Source organism: Candidatus Manganitrophaceae bacterium (assembly GCA_012960925.1).
Lineage (GTDB): Bacteria > Nitrospirota > Nitrospiria > SBBL01 > JAADHI01 > DUAG01.
In genome coordinates this window covers 22,663-43,133 of record DUAG01000002.1, presented here as the reverse complement: position 1 = coordinate 43,133, position 20,471 = coordinate 22,663, and the positions used below count along the sequence as shown (strand labels likewise).

Below are 20,471 nucleotides of genomic sequence, written 5' to 3'. Positions count from 1 at the left end.
ACACGCTTGAAGTGCTGAACCCACTCATCATAAATATTATGGAGGGGAAAACAAGCGATGAAAAAAAAGTCCCTGACAAAAATCCCGAAGCGAAAACCCACGACGAAAACGACTTCTAAAAAAACAAAAACAGCGAAGACAAAACCAAGCGAAAAATCAAAAGTCAAAAATAAAACCGCTGTCACCAAGAAAAACCCTCAAGTCGCCGGTGGGAAAGCAAAGAAAGAAGCAGCAACCAAAAAATCAACGGTAAAGAAAAAACTCACAACGACAAAAGGTAAAACCAAAGCTGCTGTGAAAAAAACAGCGCCAAAGAAGTCCCCGAAAAAAATAAAGACGGCTGTCACCAAGAAATCGGCGACCGCAAAAGCCAAGCCCAAGAAGAAAAAACCCGTCAGAACAACAGTCAAAAAACTTAAGATAAAATCTACGTTGCATAAACCTCCAATAGCACGTTCTGCTCCCCGCAAACCGAAGGTCGTGGCTCTTTCCGTCCTGCAACCTCCCGAGACCGACAAGCAGACCCTTCCGACAACGAGAATCCGTGGTCCGATTGGAGTCATTACGCACTATTACTCACACTTGCGCGTGGCTGTCGTTCAACTGGTTGCGGGCTCACTACAGATCGGCGACATCATTCAGATCAAAGGGCATACAACGGATCTCATCCAGACAATCATTTCACTGGAGTTAGATCACCAGCATGTCGATCGCACGGTGATGGGACAGCTCTTCGGGATGAAGGTTCGGGATCATGTACGGGAACATGATCAGGTCTTTAAGATCACCCATGGATGATGATACCCCCGGCAGACACGGTTAAGGAACCTCTGAATAAGTCATGAATTGTTTTTCAGGGCAAAAATGTCCCGCTTCTGCGTTACAAATCTTAACAATAGCGGGCTATGGCTTCGCGAGAACCATCCTCTGCGATTTTCGCCTTGAATTTTCTCCTTGAATCGAAACATAAGATCTCCTGAAAAACTCAACCCAGACTTATTCAGAGATTCCTTCAGTTGATTTTCCGTTATTCCGGAGAGGGCAGATTGAAAATTCTGTTGGCGTTGTCAGAAGTGGCCTGTGAAATTGCGGAAATCGGACAATCCCGGAGATGGGCCAGCTTCTCGGCAATGAGACCAACAAATGCCGGCTCATTTCGCTTTCCGCGCTTTCCCTGAGGTGCCAGATAGGGGGCATCCGTCTCGATCAGCACTTTATCAAGCGGGATACCTGCCGCGGCTTCCTGAATCGGCGTCGCTTTCGGAAAGGTCATGATCCCGGAGAAAGAGAGGTGAAACCCGAATCCGATTCCTTCCTCTGCAACCGCCTTGTCTCCCGTAAAACAATGAAAGACGGCCCCGACCGCTTCGGCATATTCCCGGACGTCTTCTTTTTTTAAAAGATCAAACGTATCTTTCCAGGCATCACGGGTATGGACCACCAGGGGAAGCTGCTTTTTCTTTGCCAGCCGGATCTGCTCAACAAATGCAGCCTTTTGGATCTCTGAGGGGGAATGGTTGTAGAAATAGTCCAACCCGGTCTCCCCGATGGCCACCACTTTGGGATGATCCGCTAGATGGTCGAACGCGTTCAGAAGATCATCGTCCAAATCTTTGGCATCATGCGGGTGCAGCCCGACGGCCGCCCAGAGAAAAGAATATTTTTCTGCCAGGGCAACCGCTCTTTGGCTTGAGAGGAGGTTGGTCCCGATCAGAATCATTCTGTAAACACCCGCCGCCAGGGCGCGCTGGATAACCTCCTCCCGATCCTCATCAAATTCGGGATCGGCAATATGAGTGTGCGTATCAATCAACAAGTTATTCATCAAATAGTTTCCCCCAACGAAAATATTTCTACCTAACCGTATAACGGCTCAGGATGCCAAAGAGGGGTGTGCAGGGCCCTTATTACCGAACCTTTGTCCCCGGTGGGATCTCCTCTAGAAAGGTTGCCACTTCGAGGACCTCTTTCTCCCCTGCCGCCAGCAACATTCCTTCCGACTCCACGCCCCGGATCTTCGCGGGTTTCAGATTGGCGACCAGAATAACCCGCTTTCCAAGCAATTCATCCGGAGTATATTTCGTTGCAATCCCGGCCACAACCTGTCGCCTCTCTGTGCCGATATCGACCTGAAGCTTCAAGAGTTTCTTTGAGTCGGGAACCTTTTCAGCCGACTGAATAACCCCCACACGGAGATCGAGTTTACTGAACTCATCGTAAGAGATCAGACCCTGGGAGGGAGGTGGTGAGAACTTCTTCTCCTTTTTCGAAGAAGGCACATTTGTGTCAACACCGGGCCTCTTTGGCTCACTCAGCTTGATCCGGGGAAAGAGCGATTCTCCTTTGGCGATCTTCTGACCGGCAGAAAGCCCGCCCCATCGGATCGCCTCAGCAAGATCAGGCCCTTGTCCCAGGTCCGGTAAACCCAACTGGCGGAACATCTCAGTCGCCGTCTTCGGCATAAAGGGAGTGATAAAAACTGAAATAATTCGAACCGCCTCGGCAGTATTGTAAAGAACCGCATGTAGGCGCGTTTCCTGTTTTGGATCTTTCGCCAAACTCCATGGGGCCGCCCTTTCGATATATCGGTTGGCCTCCCGCACAACCTGCCATATTGCAGTCAGTCCCTTCTGAAATTCGAGGTTTCTCATCGCCTCCGCCACCTTCTCCGGCAAGGCCTGCACCCTCTTCTTTAATTCCAGATCGTCTTCTCTCTCACCGTCAGCAGAAGCTAAGGGTATCCGTCCTCCACTATACCGCTCCACCATCGTCAGCGTGCGAGAAAGGAGGTTTCCAAGATCATTGGCCAGATCGCTATTGATGCGATTGATGAGCCCCTCCCGCGAAAAATCTCCATCCTGACCAAAGGGAACTTCCCGCAGGAGAAAATAGCGAAAGGGATCCACGCCGAAGGAGGCAATCATCTCCGCGGGCTTAACCACATTCCCGAGGCTCTTTGACATCTTTTCAGAGTTCACGGTCCACCATCCATGGGCAAAAACGCCTTTCGGCAAGGAAAGACCCAGCGCCATCAGCATCGTGGACCAGTAGACTGAATGGGTAGTCAGGATGTCTTTTCCGACAAGATGGAGATTCGCCGGCCACCAGTGTTGGAAGCCCACCGGATCTCTCAAAAACCCCGGGGTCGAGATGTAGTTCACCAGGGCATCAAACCAGACATAGGTCACATATTCCGAATCAAAGGGAAGCGGAATCCCCCAGGAAAGACGCCGTTCCGGACGGGAAATGCAGAGATCCCCTAGAGGCTTTTCAAGAAAACCAAGAACCTCATTTCGCCTTGTTTCCGGCCGGATAAATTCAGGGTTTGCGCGAATGTGCTCTTGAAGCTGTGTCTGGTATTTTCCCATCCTGAAAAAGTAATTCCGTTCTGAAAGGGGCTCAACACCACGCCCGCAATCGGGGCAATTCCCGCCGACAAGATCCTTTTCTGTCCAGAAACGTTCATCGGGCATGCAATACCATCCCTTATAGGTATCCTCATAGATCTCACCCTTTTCCCATAGGTGGTTCAGCGCAGCCTGAACCACCTGTCGATGACGTCCTTCCGTCGTCCGAATAAAATCGTCGTTGGAGATCCCCAGTTGCTTCCATAAACTTTGATACTGCTCAACCCATTCATCTGCGTGTGCTTGTGGAGAAACACCTCTGGCAGAGGCTGCCTGTGCCACTTTCTGGCCGTGCTCATCCGTCCCCGTCAGGAAAAAGACCTCATCCCCCTTCATGCGGTGATAACGAGCGAGGACATCGGCCGCAATCGTCGTATACGCATGTCCGATGTGAGGAGCGTCATTAACATAATAAATTGGGGTTGTGATATAAAACGTGTTCTTTTTCTTCATCTTCTACCTCGGAATCAGCGGCGTGGCGATGACCTTCTCTCTCAAGCGCAACAAGAGGGTCTCCAGAGAAAGCGTTCTGTTGAGATTTCGATTTTGTGCCATTTGTATCTTGTAAATATCGTCTAAAAATGTCCAGACCGCTTCCGGACTCATCCTCCCTGCCCATCGGCTCAAGGCCTCCTGTCGCCACGCGTGCACAAACTGGGAAGCACTACCTTCTCCAGAACTTTGAAGAGAATGGACCACAAGCACATCCCGAAACCATTCCATGAGATAAGAGAGGGCCTTTTCAAGAATCTCTTTGTCGTGGGAAAACGCGACCGCCACTTCAAAAAGGGTTTCATGATGGATCAAGACCTCTTCCGAGACCAGGGCATAGCGCTCCGCCTCCAACGCCTTCGCAGTTTCAAGCTCGATCGAAAGGGCTTCTCTAAGCCTGCCATCGGAAAGCGCGGTAACCAGTAGAGCTTCTTCTGCGGTCCATCCCTTTTTCTCCATGAGAATCGCCTGGAGCCGGGCCAGAGACAAGGGATAAAAAAAGACCTTTTGACAACGAGAAAGGACCGTCTCCGGGAGGGAGGCCGGCCGAGAGGCGATAAGAATAATCATGGCATGAGACGGTGGCTCTTCCAAAGTTTTGAGGAGACTGTTGGCAGCGGATGCATTCATCTTATCCGCCGGATCAATCAGGATGACCTTTCGAGGACTCCCTAAGGGTTTAAAAATAATCTTTTCTTCCATTGCTCTAATCTGATCCACCTTGATCGTATTGCCATCTGGTTCGATGACGGAGAAGTCGGGATGGTTCTTGTCCATCATCTTCCTGCAGGAGAGACATTCCCCGCAGGGTTCAATAGCAGTCTGCCGCGAATTCTCCTGGGGGTTCTTTTCCACTCCATCGGTCTTTTGGGCCTTTTGGAACGCGCGGCAAAACAGGGCCTGTGCAAAGGCATGGGCCGCCGTCCTTTTACCGATCCCTTCTCCCCCGGAAAACAAGAGCGCGGAGGGGTATTGATCCCGTTCAAGAAATGCCCGGAGGATTCTCAGCCCCTGATCCTGTCCGATGATATCACGAAAGAAGGGCATCAACGACCTCCCGAATCTCTTCAGACACCGCTTCCAGCTTCGTATCTGTATTGATCACATGAATACGCCGTGGGTTCCTCTTTGCCAAATTCAAGTATCCCCGGCGCACCGATTCATGAAATTGAAAGGTCTCCTTGTCAATTCGATTGATCTCTTTCCTTCCTTTGACGCGTGCGATTCCGACTTTGACCTCAAGATCCAGAAGAAGCGTCAGATCGGGTTTCAAGACCATTCCTCGGACACTTCCTGATTGCGCGGCATAGCGGGCCATGCGGGCCACCTCTTTATCGGGGAGCCCTCGGCCCTTCCCCTGGTAAACAATGGTCGCATCGGTAAAGCGATCACAGAGAACGATCTTTCCCTCTTGAAGGGCGGGTAAGATAATCTCACGGATATGCTGGGCCCGGCTTGCCAGATAAAGAAAGAGTTCCGTCTTTGGATCAATACTGTCATCCGCACCGGGAGGATGAAGTATGAGCTGTCGGATGGCGTCACCGATCTTCGTTCCGCCCGGTTCCCGTGTCTGAACAACAGTATAACCCCGCTTCAACAAATCCCGGCCCAGGCGGTCGAGTTGTGTTGTTTTTCCGCTCCCTTCCCCCCCTTCAAATGTGATAAAATGTCCCTTCAATCCTTACCCCTGAGCGCTGTGCGAATGAGGTGCCATCATAGAGGAGGTACCTTGAAATTTCAACGCCGTTTTATGATTGTCTGCCTTGTGTTCCTTCTCTCGTTCCTGCCTGGATGCCGTAATATGGACACGATCACACAAAATCGGGCCGAGACCCAACAAACCCACCCTGATCCCTCTCTCCGGCCCAGAATGTACAGGACCTCTACCACCACGGTTTTTGAGGCTACGATCGATCTGATCAATAAACTCCCCCGATGGAAATGGGTTCAGCAGGAACCGTCATCCGGCCTCATCCTGGCAGAGCGGCGGTCGCGTCTCTTTCAGTTTGTCGATGATGTCCGGATTGAAATAACCCGAACCCCTTCGGGAGAAACGGCGGTCCATGCCGTCTCACAATCCCGGATCGGAAAATGGGATTTCGGGCAGAACGCGCGGAACATCCGAACCCTTCTGAACGCCCTTGATGAGAAGACCCAATCGACCCTCTCACGGAATCCCGTACAGGAAGGTCTTTTCACGGGTCTCTCCGGACACCTCAAAAAACATGTCGAGCACCTCGCTTTGGGAATCGGAGAACGGCATTTTGCCAAACCGGAGGCTCTTGACCTTACGGCCGACTATATTCATTCAGTATTTACAACGCTCCGATACAAACCGGAGTACGAGACCTTCCAGATCGATCACCCCCCCCTGCTCACAGAACTCAGAACCGGTTCTGAAGAGAGGCACGCTCTAAAAGGAGCACTTTATAAAAACGTGGTCGCAACCCTTCAGGGGAGGCTTGGGGGAAGAAATGAAGAGATCATTGTCATCGGGGCCCATTATGACACGGTTGCCGGGAGTCCGGGTGCGGATGATAATGCCAGCGGGGTTGCCGTACTTCTGGAGGTGGCCCGTCTCCTTCAAGGGTTCCGACTTGACAAGACTGTGGTGTTTGTCGCATTTACCAATGAGGAGTCCCCTTTTTTCCGGACCTCCGCAATGGGAAGCGCGCAATATGTCGCATCGGCCCTTCGACAGAATAAAAAAATCATCTTCATGGTCTCTCTGGAGATGCTGGGCTTTTACACAGATCATCCCGCTTCTCAAACCTATCCGCCCTTCTTGAGATTTTTTTATCCCGACCGGGGAAACTTCATCACCATCGCAGGAAATCTTTCTTCCCGCACCTTCGTAAAGAAGATGGCCTTTCTCTTTCGGAACAACACCGATATCCCGCTTGAGGCGCTTGCCCTGCCCCGTTTTGTCCCGGGAATTGACTTTTCCGACCAGTTGAACTTCTGGAAGAAGGGAATCCCGGCCGTCATGATGACCGATACCGCCTTCTATCGGAACCCTCACTACCATCTTTCGACCGACCTCCCCCAGACCCTAGATTATGAAAAAATGGCCGAGGTTGCAAAGGGGATGTTCTTCTATCTATTGGATCAGGGGAAGGTGATTTCAACCTGAGAGAACGTGAAGGGAATGGCCTTTCGATGTGTTAGAATCAACTCCACTTTTCTGGAGGGACTAAAAGATGCAGGCCATAGACATGCATGTTCACCCCGGTACGAAGGAATACCTGGTCGATTCCGGCGGGAAATATCTGTCCGACGCGCTGAATTATTTTCATAAGCAGGATGCGATCGTCAGCATGGACGAAATGGTCGCAACCTACCGCCGACTTGATATGTTGGCAGTCCTGCTTGCGTGGGATGCGGAGACAAACACCGGTCTCCCGGCCGTCACAAATGACTATGTCGCCGGCATGGTCAAACAGTATCCCGATGTCTTTATCGGCTTTGCGAGCGTCGATCCCTGGAAAGGAAAGATGGCGATCCAGGAACTGGAACGGGCGGTCAAGGTTCTCGGACTCCGGGGACTCAAATGCCACCCGATCTCGCAGGCCTTCCATCCAAATGACCGGCGGTTTTATCCGCTGTGGGAGACCTGTGCGTCTCTGAAAATTCCTCTCCTGCTCCATACCGGAACAACAGGCGTCGGCGCGGGCGTACCGGGCGGAAACGGCCTGAAACTTAAATACGCCAGGCCGATTCCAGGGATCGATGATATCGCCGCCGACTTCCCCGATCTAACCATTATCGGCGCACATCCCTCATGGCCCTGGCAGGAAGAAATGCTCGCCATCGCCGTTCACAAGATGAATGTCTATATCGACCTCTCAGGATGGTCCCCGAAATATTTTCCACCCTCCCTCATTCAATATGCAAACACCCTGTTACAGGACCGGGTCCTTTTCGGTTCAGACTACCCCTTCCTCACTCCTGAGCGCTGGATCTCAGACTTTGAAAAGGCTGGATTCAAACCTCACGTCCGGAAAAAAATCCTCCTGACCAATGCAAAACGCCTGCTCGGCATCTAGAAAAAGTGAAGGGGGCCACCTCTAGAAGGGGACCCCCTTTACGCAATTTACCTTAAACCCCAGGAAGTAATGCTAGGGTGTGGTAGTAAAGCTCCAGGTTTCGCTGTCCGTTATTCCTCCATTTCTATCATCCGCGGTGACCTTCCAGAAGAAGGTTATATCTGGGTCCAGATCCACTATTTCTTCCGTCACGACGGTCTGGGCACCCGCGCCAACAACGCCTCCAAGAGCGGCAAGAAAGAGGGCAGGTTTCCCAGGAAAGGTCACCGGGGTCGGGCCACAATCCGGGCCGGTAAAGTCAGCATTTTTACAGATGGAGAGGGTATAGGTTACACCATCTCCATCCAGCGGAAAGAGATGTCGCTCCCCAATCCGGTCTGCCCGTTGGCTGGGGAGAGGAGTTGCGGCGCGGACGGCGGATTGTTCACATCCATTCCCCCGGGAAGACCGGTCCCACTTACATTGACGGTGACAAGATCTTCATCCAGGTCATTCGACAGGATCCGGAGGGTACCGTTGAAATTATTCGTATTCGTTGGGTCAAACCTTATCGTTAGTTCACAGGTCCCTCCAGGTTGAAGGGTCTCCCCGGAACAGCCGTCAACTGAGATACTGAATGGGCCAGACGGGTCAGCCAAAGTAACCACACCAATGACAAGTTCCGCACTGCCGTCATTGGTAATCGTAACCGTCTGGTCCTGTGGATTACCGATAGCGATATCCCCAAATGAAATCGTGAGATCATTGACCAAACCGGCAGAGTCGGTGACCGTAATGTCAGGCACCGGTCCATCCACACCCTCGCCACTGACGTCGATGGTGACCGTATTCTCATCCTCGTCATTCGATGGGACATCGAAGCTGTCGCTGAGATTACCCGCAACAGTCGGTGCAAATTCCACCGTCAGGGTGCAGGTGTCCGCCGGGGCAAGGGTCGTGCCGGAACAGCCGTCATCTATGATACGGAAAGGACCCTCAAGCGGGTCACCCGAAGCGATAGTGTCAATCTTCAGGTTGGCATTTCCAGCATTGGCAATTGTAATGGTCTTTTCGGATGTGAAATCTATGGCGACATTTCCAAAATGTATCTGCAGGTCATTCACCGGGTCAACAGTGTCGATAACGGCAATATCAGGGGCTCTCACTAGGTGTGTCAAAATCGTTCCCGCTTCGCCGATGGCGATAAACTGTGTGCCATCCCAGGTCACTCCCTCTAAATCTAGAGCGGTATTTGAGTCCTGGGAATTCCAGACCACACCATCCGGGCTCGTAAAAATTGCTCCAGAATCCCCCACGGCGACAAACTGTGTGCCGCCCCAGGTCACTGCTTTAAACCTTTGCTCGGTTATAGAGCCTTGCGATGTCCAGACCATACCGTCCGGGCTCGTCAAAATTGTTCCATTATCTCCCACGGCGACGACAAGGCCCTTCCCCGCAGTCACTCCGTTCAGGTCATCACCTGTCAGAGGCACACATGTCGGCACACTCCAAACCATACCGTCCGAACTCGTCACTATCGTTCCTTCATTCCCCACGGCGATGAACTGACTTCTGCTCCAGGTTACTCCTCTCAACTTTTGGTCGGTTCCGGAGTCTTGCGACAATATCCATCCCTCATCATCCTGTCTTCTCACAATCGTTCCATCATTTCCCACGGCGACAAACATCTCATCTCCTCGGGCCACTCCTCGCAGCTCTTTGTGGGTCCTGGAGTCCGGCGTATCCCAGACCACACCATCCGAACTCGTCAAAATCGTTCCATTATCTCCCACGGGCGACGATGAGATTATCCCCAAAAGTCATTCCTTCTAGGTCTTCTCCAGTCGGGGAGGGAGTCAATTCGCTCCAATCCACACCAAGCACGACCGATGCGTTCGAAGCAAAAATAAGGATCATACCGATGAGTATCCCCAAAAAACCAAATCCTTTTCTACGTTTCATACGTCCCTCCGTTATTTTCAAAATCGGGTCTAACTCTGCCGAAATTTTCAATTCCATTCTTAGAGTTCCAAGCCAATGGTGATGAATATATATAAGCGGTTTTTCAAAGTATCTAAAGAATTTACAAGATCACTATCATTACAATATTTCAATAATAATATGAGAATGGTAGGACTGTCTCTGTATATAATCTATAATCATGAAAGTTTAGTAGGATGCCCTCATTTCTGTCAACCCCCTCTTTTGAGGGGGGGGGATTCAAGGGACCATCGACATGGGGTATCGGCTTTGAACACGCAAAAAATGAGCGCAAACCCCTGAGTGTTTAGGATGAATGGAGACGAGAACGGTTTGGTCTTGTCAACGATGATGGTGCTGGATGGACATTCGATGCCTTCCGCGGAGGGAGGGGGGAAGCCAATCGACTGAGCCCTTCAGGTCTTTCTTGAAAGAAGACGTTCTTTTGCGTCGCGGGCGCCCAGCGTGAGCGTCACTTCTTCAAATGAGGGCGCATCACATTTTGATCCGGAATAAAATGACAAAATAATCAGGACATATTTCACCGCACCCGGAGAAAAATAATAAGTCCGTCCCTCTGTGTCATCGTTCCATGAGAAAAGCGCCATCTCTTCCGGCTCCTCTTCCTCACTGTAGATTTCCTGGAATTCACCAACGAGTTTATTCGCCTGGTTATTGGCAAGTTGATCCTTTGTGAGTGAAACCTTGTACCACTTCATTTTACGCTCACGAGTTGCCTCCGAATTCGTCCTCGTAGTCCTGGATTGCGGCTCGGATGACAATTTCGGCATGTCCTCTGCCGTAGGCGGGCCCGATGGACACCCTGGTTTCTTCACCCGGAATGAGCTTATAGGTCGTAAAATAATGCCTTAAGCGCTCAACGAGGATCTCCGGGAACTCTTCAATAGTCTTGATCTCACTCCAGAGGTTGTCATTTGCCAGTACCGCAATGATCTTGTCGTCTGCTTCGCCTTCATCAAGCATCGGAAGACCGCCAATCACGCGTGCATTCAAGATCACTTCCGATCTTGTAATAGGCCTTTCGCTGAAGACACAGATATCCAGGGGGTCGCCATCTCCCTTTTTTGAACCTTCCATCAGGGCCCCAACAGCTTTACCGCAAAAAGTCCCTGGGACAAAACCATAGAGTGAGGGGGGATGTGATGATGAGCGCTGCGGGCGATCGACCCGAAGATAGCCTGTTTTCTTATCGATTTCGTACTTTACCAGGTCAAATGGCGTCATCTCAATGTAGGCATGAACAACTTGGGGCGGATCAGGCCCTATCTCTAGTCCGTGCCAAGGATGAGGACGCCAGCGGTAAAATGGGGGTGGAACATTCATGAAAGCCTCCTCGTCTCGTTTCTCTGTCCCTTAAAGATCACTGTTAAGGGTAGAACAGTAAATACTCCGCTAAAGATATCTTGTTTACTGTCTTGAATGCAATAGACATGTGCGGGGAGTGCTTATACCATATATATAAAGATAAAATATCGATAAATCCTTGCGAAGATGAAAAAAATCTTGAAACCAGGAGGGGAAAGACAGTATGATGAATTGTTTGATTAGATTAAGGAAAAAATGACATGGCAAAGATAACGGGGACGGCCCCTCCCCCCCCTGGCAAAGCGCCCAAACCGGCAAAGAAAAATACCCTTTTTAACCTACTCCGGCGATACTTTATTACCGGCCTCCTGGTGGTGGTCCCGATCTGGGGCACCTATCTCATCCTGAAAGCCCTCTTCCTTACGATGGACGGGGTCTTGGGTGACTTCATGAAAACACAGGAGCTCTTCTATGTCCCCGGATTTGGCATCATTATTTTATTGCTCCTCATCATTACCGCCGGAGTCTTTACAACCAATATTTTCGGAAAGAAGATGCTCCAGCTCTGGGAGAAACTACTCCACCAACTTCCCCTGGTCAGCAATGTCTATTCTCTTGTGAAATCGATCGTCAACACCCTTTCCTTCCAGAGCCGGGAAATGAACAATTTCAATCGTGTTGTTCTCATAGAATATCCAAGAAAGGAATGCTATACCATTGCCTTCGTCACGGCGGAAATAAAGGGAGAGATCCATCGTATCTCTTCAGGTAAAGTCTTGAGTGTTTTTGTCCCGACCGTACCGAATCCTATCTCGGGCTACATCCTCCTACTCCCGGAAGCAGAGTTAATCCCCCTGGCCGTCACCGTCGAAGAAGCGATGAAAATGATCTTCTCCGTCGGTCTCTACATGCCAACCCTCACAGTGGATGAGTCAGAGACCTCGGTCATGATGGAAGAAGGATCAGGGTGAAAGAAAAAGGGGCAATTATCCTAGCGGCCGGCCAGGGGAAACGAATGAAATCGAAACAGGCCAAAGTTCTCCATCTATTGGCAGGCTTACCACTGGTGTCCTATCCCCTCGAACTGGTCCGTCGAGCCAGGCTTAAAACAGTCTTCGTGATCGTCGGCCATCAGGCCGACGCGGTCACAAAGGCCCTCTCCGGAAGTCCGGTGACGACCATCCTGCAAGATCCCCCGCTCGGCACAGGCCATGCCGTCCTTCAGACGGAAAAAGCCTTGAAAAATTTCAGCGGCAGCCTCCTGATATTAAATGGGGATACCCCCCTGCTTCGCGATAAAACGTTACGCCGCCTTTGGGCGCTTCACCAAAAAAAAAATGCCGCCCTTACCTTTTTAACCACAAAGCTTGAAAATCCACACGGCTATGGGCGCATCCTCAGAAATCAAGACGGCAGCATCAAGAAAATCGTCGAAGAGAAGGACGCGACCCCGGAGGAACGGGCGGTGCGGGAGATTAACACCGGCGTTTATATTATTGAAAAATCCTTTCTCTTTACGGCCCTCGAAAAGGTACGTCCCGACAACCGGCAGAAAGAATACTATCTGACCGATGTCGTCCACATCGCGGCCCAGGAGGGAAAACGACTCATTGGCTTAGAGGCCGATCCCGGGGAGGTCATTGGAATCAACAGCCGGGCCGATCTGGCCTCGGCCGAAGAGATTCTTCGGAAACGAATCATTGAGGATTGGATGGCCAAAGGCGTCACTCTGGTTGATCCAAACCGAATTCAGATCGATGCCGCCGTTAAAATCGGTCGGGACTCCATCCTTCATCCAGATGTTTCACTCGAAGGAACGACGATACTCGGTGAAGGATCTGAGATCTACTCCTCCCGAATCAAAGACAGCCGGATTGGAAAAGGGGTCCTCATTAAGGACTTCTGCGTCATTGAAGAATCCAGGATCGAGTCGGGGTGCATCATTGGTCCCTTCGCCCACCTTCGGCCCGGAACCGTGATCCGAAAAGGGGCCAAGGTAGGAAATTTCGTTGAAATCAAGAAAAGCGATCTGGGCGTGGGGTCAAAGGCGAATCATCTGAGTTACATCGGGGATGCAATGATCGGAAAAGGAGTCAATATCGGCGCAGGAACGATTACATGCAACTATGACGGCCGGAAAAAGGAAAAAACGATCATTGAAGATGGCGTCTTTATCGGGAGCAATAGTCAATTGGTCGCACCGGTTCGCATCGGGGCAAGGTCTTTAATCGCGGCCGGAGCGACCATTACAGAAGACGTCCCGCCCGACACCCTAGCCATCTCCCGAACCCGGCAAGAAAACAAAAAAGGATGGGTTAAAAAGAAGAGGTTACGCGCGAAGCGCTAAGGAGAGAAGGAATCTATGTGCGGTATCATTGGATATATCGGCAACAGAAATGTTCTCTCCATTTTGATGGACGGCCTCAAAAGGCTCGAATACAGAGGATATGATTCCGCCGGGATCGCCTACTTTTCAGACGGAAAGTTGGAGGTAAGGCGTTCGGCGGGAAAATTGTCATCTCTGGAAGCCATCCTCCCCCTTCAAGAGCCTAAGGGATCCACTGGAATCGGTCATACGCGCTGGGCCACTCATGGGAGACCGACGGAGGAAAATGCCCATCCGCATTCAGCCGGGACCATGTCCATCGTTCATAATGGAATCATCGAAAATCATATCTCACTCAAAAAAGACCTCCAGGCAAAAGGGCATACCTTTATCTCAGATACAGACACAGAGGTCATTACACGTCTCATCAACCAGCTCTGCCAGGAGGGCCTCCCGATCGAAGAAGCCTTGCAACATACCATTGATAAAATTCGCGGCAGTTTTGCCATCTGTCTCCTCTCGGAAAAAGAACCGGACCGATTGATTGCGGTCCGTTCGGGTTGCCCTCTCGTTCTCGGCGCGGGAGAAAAAGAGTCTTTTGTCGCATCAGATATTCCGGCCTTTTTGTCGCATACCCGCGAGATCATTTTCATGGAGGATGGAGAGATCGCAATACTGAGTCCTGAGGGCATTGAGATTCATGATCTCAAGGGAAAAAAGATCGTGAAACCTTCTCAGCAGATTTCCTGGGACCCGGTCATGGCCGAAAAAGGGGGCTACCGGCACTTCATGCAGAAGGAGATCTATGAACAACCACGCGCAATCACGGATACCATCCGGGGACGGATAGACCATGAATCCGGAAATACCATTCTCGGCGATCCGGATTGGGACCACAGCAAAGGCCTGAATTGCCGCAGAGCGGTTCTCGTCGGCTGCGGAACCTCCTGGCACGCCGCTCTGGTGGGCAAGTTTCTCCTTGAGGGAATTGCCAAGCTCCCCGTTGAAGTTGATATTGCCTCAGAGTTTCGCTATCGCGATCCGCATCTCTCTCCGGACGACTGGGTGATCGGGATTTCGCAATCCGGCGAAACGGCCGACACCTTGGCTGCAATGAAGGAGGCACGGAACAAAAAAGCGCCCACCCTCTCGATCTGTAACGTGGTCGGAAGCAGCATCAGCCGGGAGACCGATTCTGTCTTTTACACCCACGCCGGACCGGAGATCTCGGTCGCGTCGACCAAGGCCTTTACCACACAACTCACGGCCCTGACCCTCCTCGCCATCAATCTCGGGAGAAGAAGAGGGGTTCTCTCAGAGGAAGAAGGAAAACGATTGATTCACCACCTGGTCCTCCTTCCAAAGCAGATCGAATCCATCCTGCAACGGGAAAATAAAATCAAAGAGATCGCAAACCGATATTTCCGCCATCGGGACTTCCTCTTCCTCGGTCGCAGTATTCTTTATCCGGTCGCGCTGGAGGGGGCACTGAAACTGAAGGAGGTCTCCTATATTCACGCCGAAGGATATCCGGCGGGAGAGATGAAACATGGTCCCATCGCCCTCATCGATGAGGAGATGCCGGTCGTCATCATGGCTCCGAAAGATCATGTTTATGAAAAAACCGTCTCCAATATCATGGAGGTGAAGGCGCGCGGTGGGATCATCATCGCCCTGGTCGAAGAAGAAGACCATGACCTGGCAGAGATTGCAGATGAGGTCATCCCTCTCCCGAAGACGCTGCCCTGTCTCTCCCCCATCCTGTCCACCGTACCGCTCCAACTTCTGGCCTACCATATTGCCGTACACCGGGGCAGCGATGTGGATCAGCCCCGAAACCTGGCGAAAAGCGTCACTGTAGAGTAAAGGGTGAGCATAAGGTTGATATCATGAGTGAACTTCTAAACGGACTGAACCCTCAACAACGTGAAGCGGCAGAACAGACCGAAGGTCCCCTCCTCATCCTGGCGGGTGCCGGAAGTGGGAAAACGCGTGTGATTGTTCATCGGATTGCTCATTTAATCGAGTCCCTGCATATCCCCCCTTATCGAATCATGGCCGTCACCTTTACCAACAAAGCGGCAGAGGAAATGAGAGAACGCATCGGACACCTCATCTCTGCTGAAAAGAGCCGAAGGCTCCTGGTGTCAACCTTTCACTCCGCCGGACTGAGAATTCTGCGCCGGTATATTCACCATCTGGGCTATAAAAATGACTTCGTTGTTTACGATTCCGCGGATCAATTGGCCCTGATTAAATCATGCATGACCTCCCTGACCATTAATGAAGACCTCTATCCGCCCCGGTCGGTCACCGCCAGAATCAGCTCTTTGAAGCATCAGTTGATCGCCCCTGATCAGTTTGAAGCCGAAGCCGCTCAATATGGCCTGGATGTGGCCATCAGAAAGGTCTATCCACTCTATCAGGAACGCCTCCGCCTATTGCAAGGGCTTGACTTCGATGATCTGATCGGCCTGACGATCCGTCTTTTCGAAGAGGTCCCTGAGGTATTACGCCTCTATCGCGATCGCATTCATTACATCATGGTCGATGAATATCAGGATATCAACCAATCCCAATATCGCTTGATTCAACTTCTGAGTACGCCCCGGAGAAACCTTTGTGTCGTGGGCGATGACGATCAGTCCATTTATGCCTTCCGGGGGGCCGACATCGAAAACATCCTCAGCTTTGAACGGGATTTTCCGGATGCCAAAGTCGTGATCCTCAATCAGAATTACAGATCAACGGGCACCATCCTGTCGGCCGCATCGGCCGTCATTAAAAAAAACAGCCGGAGGAAGGAGAAGTCACTCTGGACAGAAAATGGTGAAGGCGAGCCGATTCTCTGGAAACAAGTGCAGGACGAAGCAGAGGAAGCCGCCTCAATTCGAAAGACCATCGAGGAATTACAGGAAAGAGAAGAACGGCCGCTCTCTCATTTCTGTGTCCTTTACCGTACCAATGCGCAATCCCGGGTCATTGAAGAGGCCTTTCGCCGTGCAGGCATTCCCTACTTTATCTATGGCGGTCTCCGTTTTTATGAACGAAAAGAGATTAAAGATCTGATTGCTTATCTCCGTTTGATCGTCTCACCGGATGATGCGTTGAGTGTTCGACGCGTAATTAATCTCCCTCAACGAGGGGTCGGAGCAGTCTCCCTGGAAAGACTAAGCCGCTTTGCTGAGTCCAGGCGGATTTCCCTTCTTGAGGCAGCGGAATCCCCGGAAGAGGCCAGAATATCCCGTTCGGCAAAAACCGGATTGATAAATTTCACAAGAATCCTCAGAACCCTGCGTGCCGTCTCAGAGACGGAATCTCTCGCCCAGCTGCTTCGGATGCTCGTTGAAGAAATTTCGTATCTCGAATATCTCAGAAGAGAGTTTGGAAACGAGGCAGAGGGCCGGATTGAGAATATTCTTGAGTTCATCGCCGCCGCCGATCAATTTAATACAGATCCGGATGACCCCCTTAATGTAGATCCTTTTAATCAGGATAACCCTTTGCAGTCCGCCACGACGGACACCGGTGAAGATCAAGGGTGCCGGACGGCATTAAAGGCCTTTCTAGATCAGGCCGCCCTGGTTTCCAACGGGGATGATCGAGATACGACGCAAGGCGGGGTGACTTTAATGACCCTCCATTCGGCAAAAGGGCTCGAATTTCCAGTGGTCTTTCTGACCGGTCTGGAGGAAGGACTTTTCCCGCATTCGCGCGCGCTGACCGATCATAGCCAGATGGAAGAGGAAAGGCGGCTCTGTTATGTCGGGATGACGCGTGCCAAGGAAAGACTCTACCTCATCAGCGCCATCAGCCGACGCCTCTATGGCCAGACACACTGGAACAGTCCTTCTCGCTTTATCCAAGATTTGCCAAAGGAGACCGTCACGATCGTCCGTTCCGTACAACAAACAACGCAAAAAAAACAACGGCACTTTTCCGACACATCTGGCCCGGTCTATACCGATCTGCAAGAGAGCGAGGCGGGAGAATATCCGGTCGGGACGAAGGTCCGCCATCGTATCTTTGGTACCGGGAAAGTCCAGCGCTGTGAGGGGGAAGGAGAAGAGGCCAAGGTCACGGTCACTTTTTTAGGAGTCGGCACGAAAAAACTGGCAATAAAGTTTGCCAAGCTGGAAAAATATGTCTAGATTAGGTATAAAAAAGGGGTCGATCAGATGAAAATGAAAGAAGATGAAGTCACCTATGTTGCCAAGCTGGCAAGACTGGCCTTGACACCAGAGGAAACGGAGCAGTACGCTGGGCAATTGAGCCGGATTTTTTCCTATATTGAAAAGCTGAACGAACTGGATACCAGTCGGATAGAACCGACATCGCATGTTCTTTCTCTTTCCAACATCTTTCGTGAAGACAAGGTTCAACCTTCTCTTCCGACGGAAAAGGTCCTGGAAAATGCGCCACAAAGGGATGGGTCGCTCTTCCAGGTTCCGGATATCATGGAGTAAGAGAATAAGACAGCAAGTACGAACCAATTTAGAGGAACAATATGTTAAGACAAATGTTAAAGTCAAAAATCCATCGTGCAACGATCACAGAATCTGAACTGCACTACGAAGGAAGTATCACAATCGATCAGGAGTTGATCGACGCGGCAGGAATGTTTCCTTACGAGCAGGTCATGGTCTCCAACCTGAATAACGGAGAACGCTTTGTGACCTATATCCTTCCCGGCGAAAAGGGCTCAGGCACAATCTGCCTGAATGGTCCGACCGCCCGGAAAGGAGTCGTGGGAGATCAGGTCATTATCTTCACCTATGCCCACTATGAGGAAGAGGAAGCCGAAGGTCACCTGCCCCTGGTGGTCAAAGTGGATTCGGAAAACCGCATCGCCCTGGTGAGGAGCGGCTTTTGATCTCGATTTCACAGACAGCTCACGAGACCCATAAGGCTCTACAAGAAAAAGCGGTTTCATCCCGGGAACTGGTGACGTCCTTCTACCATAGAATAGATTCACTCGAAGGTCGGCTGAACGCTTACAACACCCTTACTAAAAAACAAGCCCTGGCACAAGCCGACCTCGCGGATCAGGCACTTGCAAATGGCGGTCCCATTGGACCGCTCACCGGAATTCCCATCGCACTCAAGGACAACCTCTGCACGGAAGGCGTTCTTACAACCTGTTCTTCCAAAATATTGGCCAATTTTGTCCCCCCTTACGACGCCACCGTCGTTTCGAAACTAAGGAAAGCGGGTGCCGTCTTCCTCGGAAAAACAAATCTGGACGAATTTGCCATGGGTTCATCTACAGAAAATTCCGCCTTCGAGGCGACCAAGAACCCATGGGATCTTTCATGTATCCCCGGCGGTTCCAGCGGCGGATCGGCAACAGCTGTTGCGGCGGATGAAACGGTCCTGGCCCTCGGATCAGACACGGGGGGGTCCATCCGGCAACCAGCCGCCTGTTGCGGCGTTGTGGGGCTGAAACCGACCTATGGCCGCGTTTCCCGCTATGGCCTCATTGCCTTTGCCTCTTCCTTGGATCAGATCGGTCCTTTAACACATGATGTCACCGATGCGGCCACCCTGTTTCAGGTGATTGGAGGATATGACCCCCGGGACTCCACTTCGGCCGACGTCCCCATGCCGAACATGCGTGAAGGACTGGATGGCGGGGTCCAGGGATTACGTCTCGGCATCCCAAAAGAATACTTTATTGAGGGCGTCGACTCCGAAGTCGCATCTGCCATCGAGAAGGCCATCGATGAATACCGGCGTCTTGGCGCCAAAATCCAGGAGATCTCACTGCCACATACCGGCTACGCCATCGCCACCTATTATATCCTTGCAACGGCAGAGGCAAGTTCCAACCTGGCCCGATATGACGGCGTCCGATATGGACATCGCTCCGAGGCCCCTGTAAACCTCCTGGAGCTTTACACCAAAAGCCGCCGGGAAGGATTCGGGCCGGAGGTAAAGCGTCGGATCATGATCGGAACGCATGCTCTTTCCTCCGGTTACTACGATGCCTACTATAAAAAAGCACAACAGGTCCGCACCTTAATCAAGAACGATTTTGATGAAGCCTTCAAAACGGTTGACGCAATACTGACACCCACCATGCCGACCCCGGCGTTTCGTTTCGGGGAAAAGACAGAAGACCCACTCCAGATGTATCTCTCTGATATCTTTACGATCTCGGTCAATCTCGCAGGAATCCCCGCGATCTCTCTCCCCTGCGGCTTCACCACCGGAGGCCTGCCGATCGGCCTTCAGGTCATTGGAAAGCCCTTTGGTGAAGCAGAAATCCTTCAGATTGCCTATGCCTATGAACAGCAACATGATTTTCATAAACGGAGGCCCACGATTGGGGAATAAAACATGATCTACTTTGCCTACGGTTCCAACATGGATGTGGATCAAATGACCACCCGATGTCCGGGAAGCAAGCTGATCGGAACGGGACGGCTTCACAACTATTCCATGGTCTTCACCCGCTGGTCGCGCGCCTGGAACAGCGCCACCGCTGATATACTCCCGGATCAGAAAATGTCGGTCTATGGGGTCCTTTTCGAGGTGACCTTGGATGACCTGAAAAAAATGGATCGATTTGCCAACTATCCAAATTCCTATGTCCGGCAGGATATCACGGTAGAAACCGGAGAGTTGCAACTGCCGGCAATGACCTATGTTGCCATTCGGCAGGGGCCCTTCCTCCCCTCAAAGGCCTATGTCGGAAAAATGATCCTGGGAGCAGAACAACATCAACTCCCTGAGGAATATATTTCCTTTTTGAAATCATTGAAGACCCATGATTGAAAACCATAAACAGAAATGTGACTATTCAGCATGCCACTATTTTTCTTCAGGGCAAGGCGCGAGGAGCACAGAACCGCAACGTAGTTTTCTACGTGAGGATTCGAGCACCACAGCAACGCAGCCATGGAGAAAAAGAGG

Annotated in this window: 20 protein-coding genes; 11 read left to right on the top strand and 9 right to left on the bottom strand. The window is 51.3% G+C overall.

Annotated elements, in window-relative coordinates; genetic code table 11:
* Positions 1–57: 57 nt before the first annotated feature.
* Positions 58–798 carry a hypothetical protein gene (locus EYQ01_00200; GenBank protein ID HIE64240.1) on the top strand — a complete coding sequence of 247 codons (741 nt, stop codon included), beginning with the start codon at positions 58–60 and terminating at the stop codon, positions 796–798.
* Between the two features lie 229 nt (positions 799–1,027).
* Here the strand turns inward: EYQ01_00200 and EYQ01_00195 are convergent, their stop codons facing one another.
* The 4 genes from EYQ01_00195 to EYQ01_00180 all read right to left on the bottom strand — a co-directional run bounded on the left by EYQ01_00195 (position 1,028) and on the right by EYQ01_00180 (position 5,577).
* Positions 1,028–1,816 carry a TatD family deoxyribonuclease gene (locus EYQ01_00195; GenBank protein ID HIE64239.1) on the bottom strand — a complete coding sequence of 263 codons (789 nt, stop codon included), beginning with the start codon at positions 1,814–1,816 and terminating at the stop codon, positions 1,028–1,030.
* 91 nt (positions 1,817–1,907) lie between these two features.
* Positions 1,908–3,860: a methionine--tRNA ligase gene (gene metG / locus EYQ01_00190; protein HIE64238.1), complete on the bottom strand. Its 1,953-nt coding sequence runs from the start codon at positions 3,858–3,860 to the stop codon at positions 1,908–1,910.
* A gap of 3 nt (positions 3,861–3,863) precedes the next feature.
* Positions 3,864–4,946, bottom strand: coding sequence for a DNA polymerase III subunit delta' (gene holB / locus EYQ01_00185; protein ID HIE64237.1), 1,083 nt, complete (start codon positions 4,944–4,946; stop codon positions 3,864–3,866).
* Complete coding sequence (locus tag EYQ01_00180) at positions 4,930–5,577, bottom strand: dTMP kinase (GenBank protein ID HIE64236.1); 648 nt, start codon at positions 5,575–5,577, stop codon at positions 4,930–4,932. The genes holB and EYQ01_00180 overlap by 17 nt, the downstream gene beginning before the upstream one ends.
* On the opposite strand from EYQ01_00180, the gene EYQ01_00175 reads away from it, so the two are divergent.
* Together EYQ01_00175 and EYQ01_00170 are read left to right on the top strand one after the other, a co-directional pair.
* Positions 5,566–7,032, top strand: coding sequence for a M20/M25/M40 family metallo-hydrolase (locus EYQ01_00175; protein ID HIE64235.1), 1,467 nt, complete (start codon positions 5,566–5,568; stop codon positions 7,030–7,032). The genes EYQ01_00180 and EYQ01_00175 overlap by 12 nt on opposite strands.
* Before the next feature lie 82 nt (positions 7,033–7,114).
* Entirely contained in the window at positions 7,115–7,945 is an 831-nt protein-coding gene (locus EYQ01_00170; protein ID HIE64234.1) for an amidohydrolase, read from the top strand.
* 72 nt (positions 7,946–8,017) lie between these two features.
* Here EYQ01_00170 and EYQ01_00165 read toward each other — a convergent pair whose 3' ends face one another.
* The 5 genes from EYQ01_00165 to EYQ01_00145 all read right to left on the bottom strand — a co-directional run bounded on the left by EYQ01_00165 (position 8,018) and on the right by EYQ01_00145 (position 11,248).
* Positions 8,018–8,212: a hypothetical protein gene (locus EYQ01_00165; GenBank protein HIE64233.1), complete on the bottom strand. Its 195-nt coding sequence runs from the start codon at positions 8,210–8,212 to the stop codon at positions 8,018–8,020.
* 62 nt (positions 8,213–8,274) lie between these two features.
* Complete coding sequence (locus EYQ01_00160) at positions 8,275–9,717, bottom strand: choice-of-anchor D domain-containing protein (protein ID HIE64232.1); 1,443 nt, start codon at positions 9,715–9,717, stop codon at positions 8,275–8,277.
* Entirely contained in the window at positions 9,707–9,886 is a 180-nt protein-coding gene (locus tag EYQ01_00155) for a hypothetical protein (GenBank protein ID HIE64231.1), read from the bottom strand. Before EYQ01_00155 ends, EYQ01_00160 begins: the two co-directional genes overlap by 11 nt.
* Before the next feature lie 434 nt (positions 9,887–10,320).
* Positions 10,321–10,623 (bottom strand): hypothetical protein, encoded by a 303-nt coding sequence (locus tag EYQ01_00150; protein HIE64230.1) that lies wholly within the window; start codon positions 10,621–10,623, stop codon positions 10,321–10,323.
* A 7-nt stretch (positions 10,624–10,630) separates the two neighbouring features.
* Complete coding sequence (locus EYQ01_00145; GenBank protein HIE64229.1) at positions 10,631–11,248, bottom strand: inorganic pyrophosphatase; 618 nt, start codon at positions 11,246–11,248, stop codon at positions 10,631–10,633.
* A 242-nt stretch (positions 11,249–11,490) separates the two neighbouring features.
* On the opposite strand from EYQ01_00145, the gene EYQ01_00140 reads away from it, so the two are divergent.
* From EYQ01_00140 to EYQ01_00105, 8 genes are read left to right on the top strand one after another with little or no spacing between them, the layout of a single operon-like run.
* Positions 11,491–12,201, top strand: coding sequence for a DUF502 domain-containing protein (locus EYQ01_00140; protein HIE64228.1), 711 nt, complete (start codon positions 11,491–11,493; stop codon positions 12,199–12,201).
* Positions 12,198–13,577 (top strand): bifunctional UDP-N-acetylglucosamine diphosphorylase/glucosamine-1-phosphate N-acetyltransferase GlmU, encoded by a 1,380-nt coding sequence (glmU, locus tag EYQ01_00135; GenBank protein HIE64227.1) that lies wholly within the window; start codon positions 12,198–12,200, stop codon positions 13,575–13,577. The genes EYQ01_00140 and glmU overlap by 4 nt, the downstream gene beginning before the upstream one ends.
* Positions 13,578–13,592: 15 nt before the next feature.
* Positions 13,593–15,422 carry a glutamine--fructose-6-phosphate transaminase (isomerizing) gene (glmS, locus tag EYQ01_00130; GenBank protein HIE64226.1) on the top strand — a complete coding sequence of 610 codons (1,830 nt, stop codon included), beginning with the start codon at positions 13,593–13,595 and terminating at the stop codon, positions 15,420–15,422.
* 23 nt (positions 15,423–15,445) lie between these two features.
* Positions 15,446–17,707, top strand: coding sequence for an ATP-dependent DNA helicase PcrA (locus tag EYQ01_00125; protein ID HIE64225.1), 2,262 nt, complete (start codon positions 15,446–15,448; stop codon positions 17,705–17,707).
* Between the two features lie 27 nt (positions 17,708–17,734).
* Positions 17,735–18,022 carry an Asp-tRNA(Asn)/Glu-tRNA(Gln) amidotransferase subunit GatC gene (gene gatC, locus EYQ01_00120; GenBank protein ID HIE64224.1) on the top strand — a complete coding sequence of 96 codons (288 nt, stop codon included), beginning with the start codon at positions 17,735–17,737 and terminating at the stop codon, positions 18,020–18,022.
* 41 nt (positions 18,023–18,063) lie between these two features.
* Entirely contained in the window at positions 18,064–18,429 is a 366-nt protein-coding gene (locus EYQ01_00115) for an aspartate 1-decarboxylase (protein HIE64223.1), read from the top strand.
* Positions 18,426–19,892 carry an Asp-tRNA(Asn)/Glu-tRNA(Gln) amidotransferase subunit GatA gene (gene gatA / locus EYQ01_00110; GenBank protein ID HIE64222.1) on the top strand — a complete coding sequence of 489 codons (1,467 nt, stop codon included), beginning with the start codon at positions 18,426–18,428 and terminating at the stop codon, positions 19,890–19,892. Before EYQ01_00115 ends, gatA begins: the two co-directional genes overlap by 4 nt.
* A 3-nt stretch (positions 19,893–19,895) precedes the next feature.
* Positions 19,896–20,333, top strand: coding sequence for a gamma-glutamylcyclotransferase (locus EYQ01_00105; GenBank protein ID HIE64221.1), 438 nt, complete (start codon positions 19,896–19,898; stop codon positions 20,331–20,333).
* Positions 20,334–20,471: the final 138 nt, after the last annotated feature.

Bases quoted from the DNA above. Each gene is read 5' to 3' on its own strand.
- EYQ01_00200 (HIE64240.1), top strand. From the start codon at position 58: ATGAAAAAAAAGTCCCTGACAAAAATCCCGAAGCGAAAACCCACGACG.
- metG (HIE64238.1), bottom strand. From the start codon at position 3,860: ATGAAGAAAAAGAACACGTTTTATATCACAACCCCAATTTATTATGTT.
- holB (HIE64237.1), bottom strand. From the start codon at position 4,946: ATGCCCTTCTTTCGTGATATCATCGGACAGGATCAGGGGCTGAGAATC.
- EYQ01_00175 (HIE64235.1), top strand. From the start codon at position 5,566: ATGTCCCTTCAATCCTTACCCCTGAGCGCTGTGCGAATGAGGTGCCAT.
- EYQ01_00170 (HIE64234.1), top strand. From the start codon at position 7,115: ATGCATGTTCACCCCGGTACGAAGGAATACCTGGTCGATTCCGGCGGG.
- EYQ01_00155 (HIE64231.1), bottom strand. From the start codon at position 9,886: ATGAAACGTAGAAAAGGATTTGGTTTTTTGGGGATACTCATCGGTATG.
- EYQ01_00150 (HIE64230.1), bottom strand. From the start codon at position 10,623: ATGAAGTGGTACAAGGTTTCACTCACAAAGGATCAACTTGCCAATAAC.
- EYQ01_00145 (HIE64229.1), bottom strand. From the start codon at position 11,248: ATGAATGTTCCACCCCCATTTTACCGCTGGCGTCCTCATCCTTGGCAC.
- EYQ01_00140 (HIE64228.1), top strand. From the start codon at position 11,491: ATGGCAAAGATAACGGGGACGGCCCCTCCCCCCCCTGGCAAAGCGCCC.
- glmS (HIE64226.1), top strand. From the start codon at position 13,593: ATGTGCGGTATCATTGGATATATCGGCAACAGAAATGTTCTCTCCATT.
- EYQ01_00125 (HIE64225.1), top strand. From the start codon at position 15,446: ATGAGTGAACTTCTAAACGGACTGAACCCTCAACAACGTGAAGCGGCA.
- gatC (HIE64224.1), top strand. From the start codon at position 17,735: ATGAAAATGAAAGAAGATGAAGTCACCTATGTTGCCAAGCTGGCAAGA.
- EYQ01_00115 (HIE64223.1), top strand. From the start codon at position 18,064: ATGTTAAGACAAATGTTAAAGTCAAAAATCCATCGTGCAACGATCACA.
- EYQ01_00105 (HIE64221.1), top strand. From the start codon at position 19,896: ATGATCTACTTTGCCTACGGTTCCAACATGGATGTGGATCAAATGACC.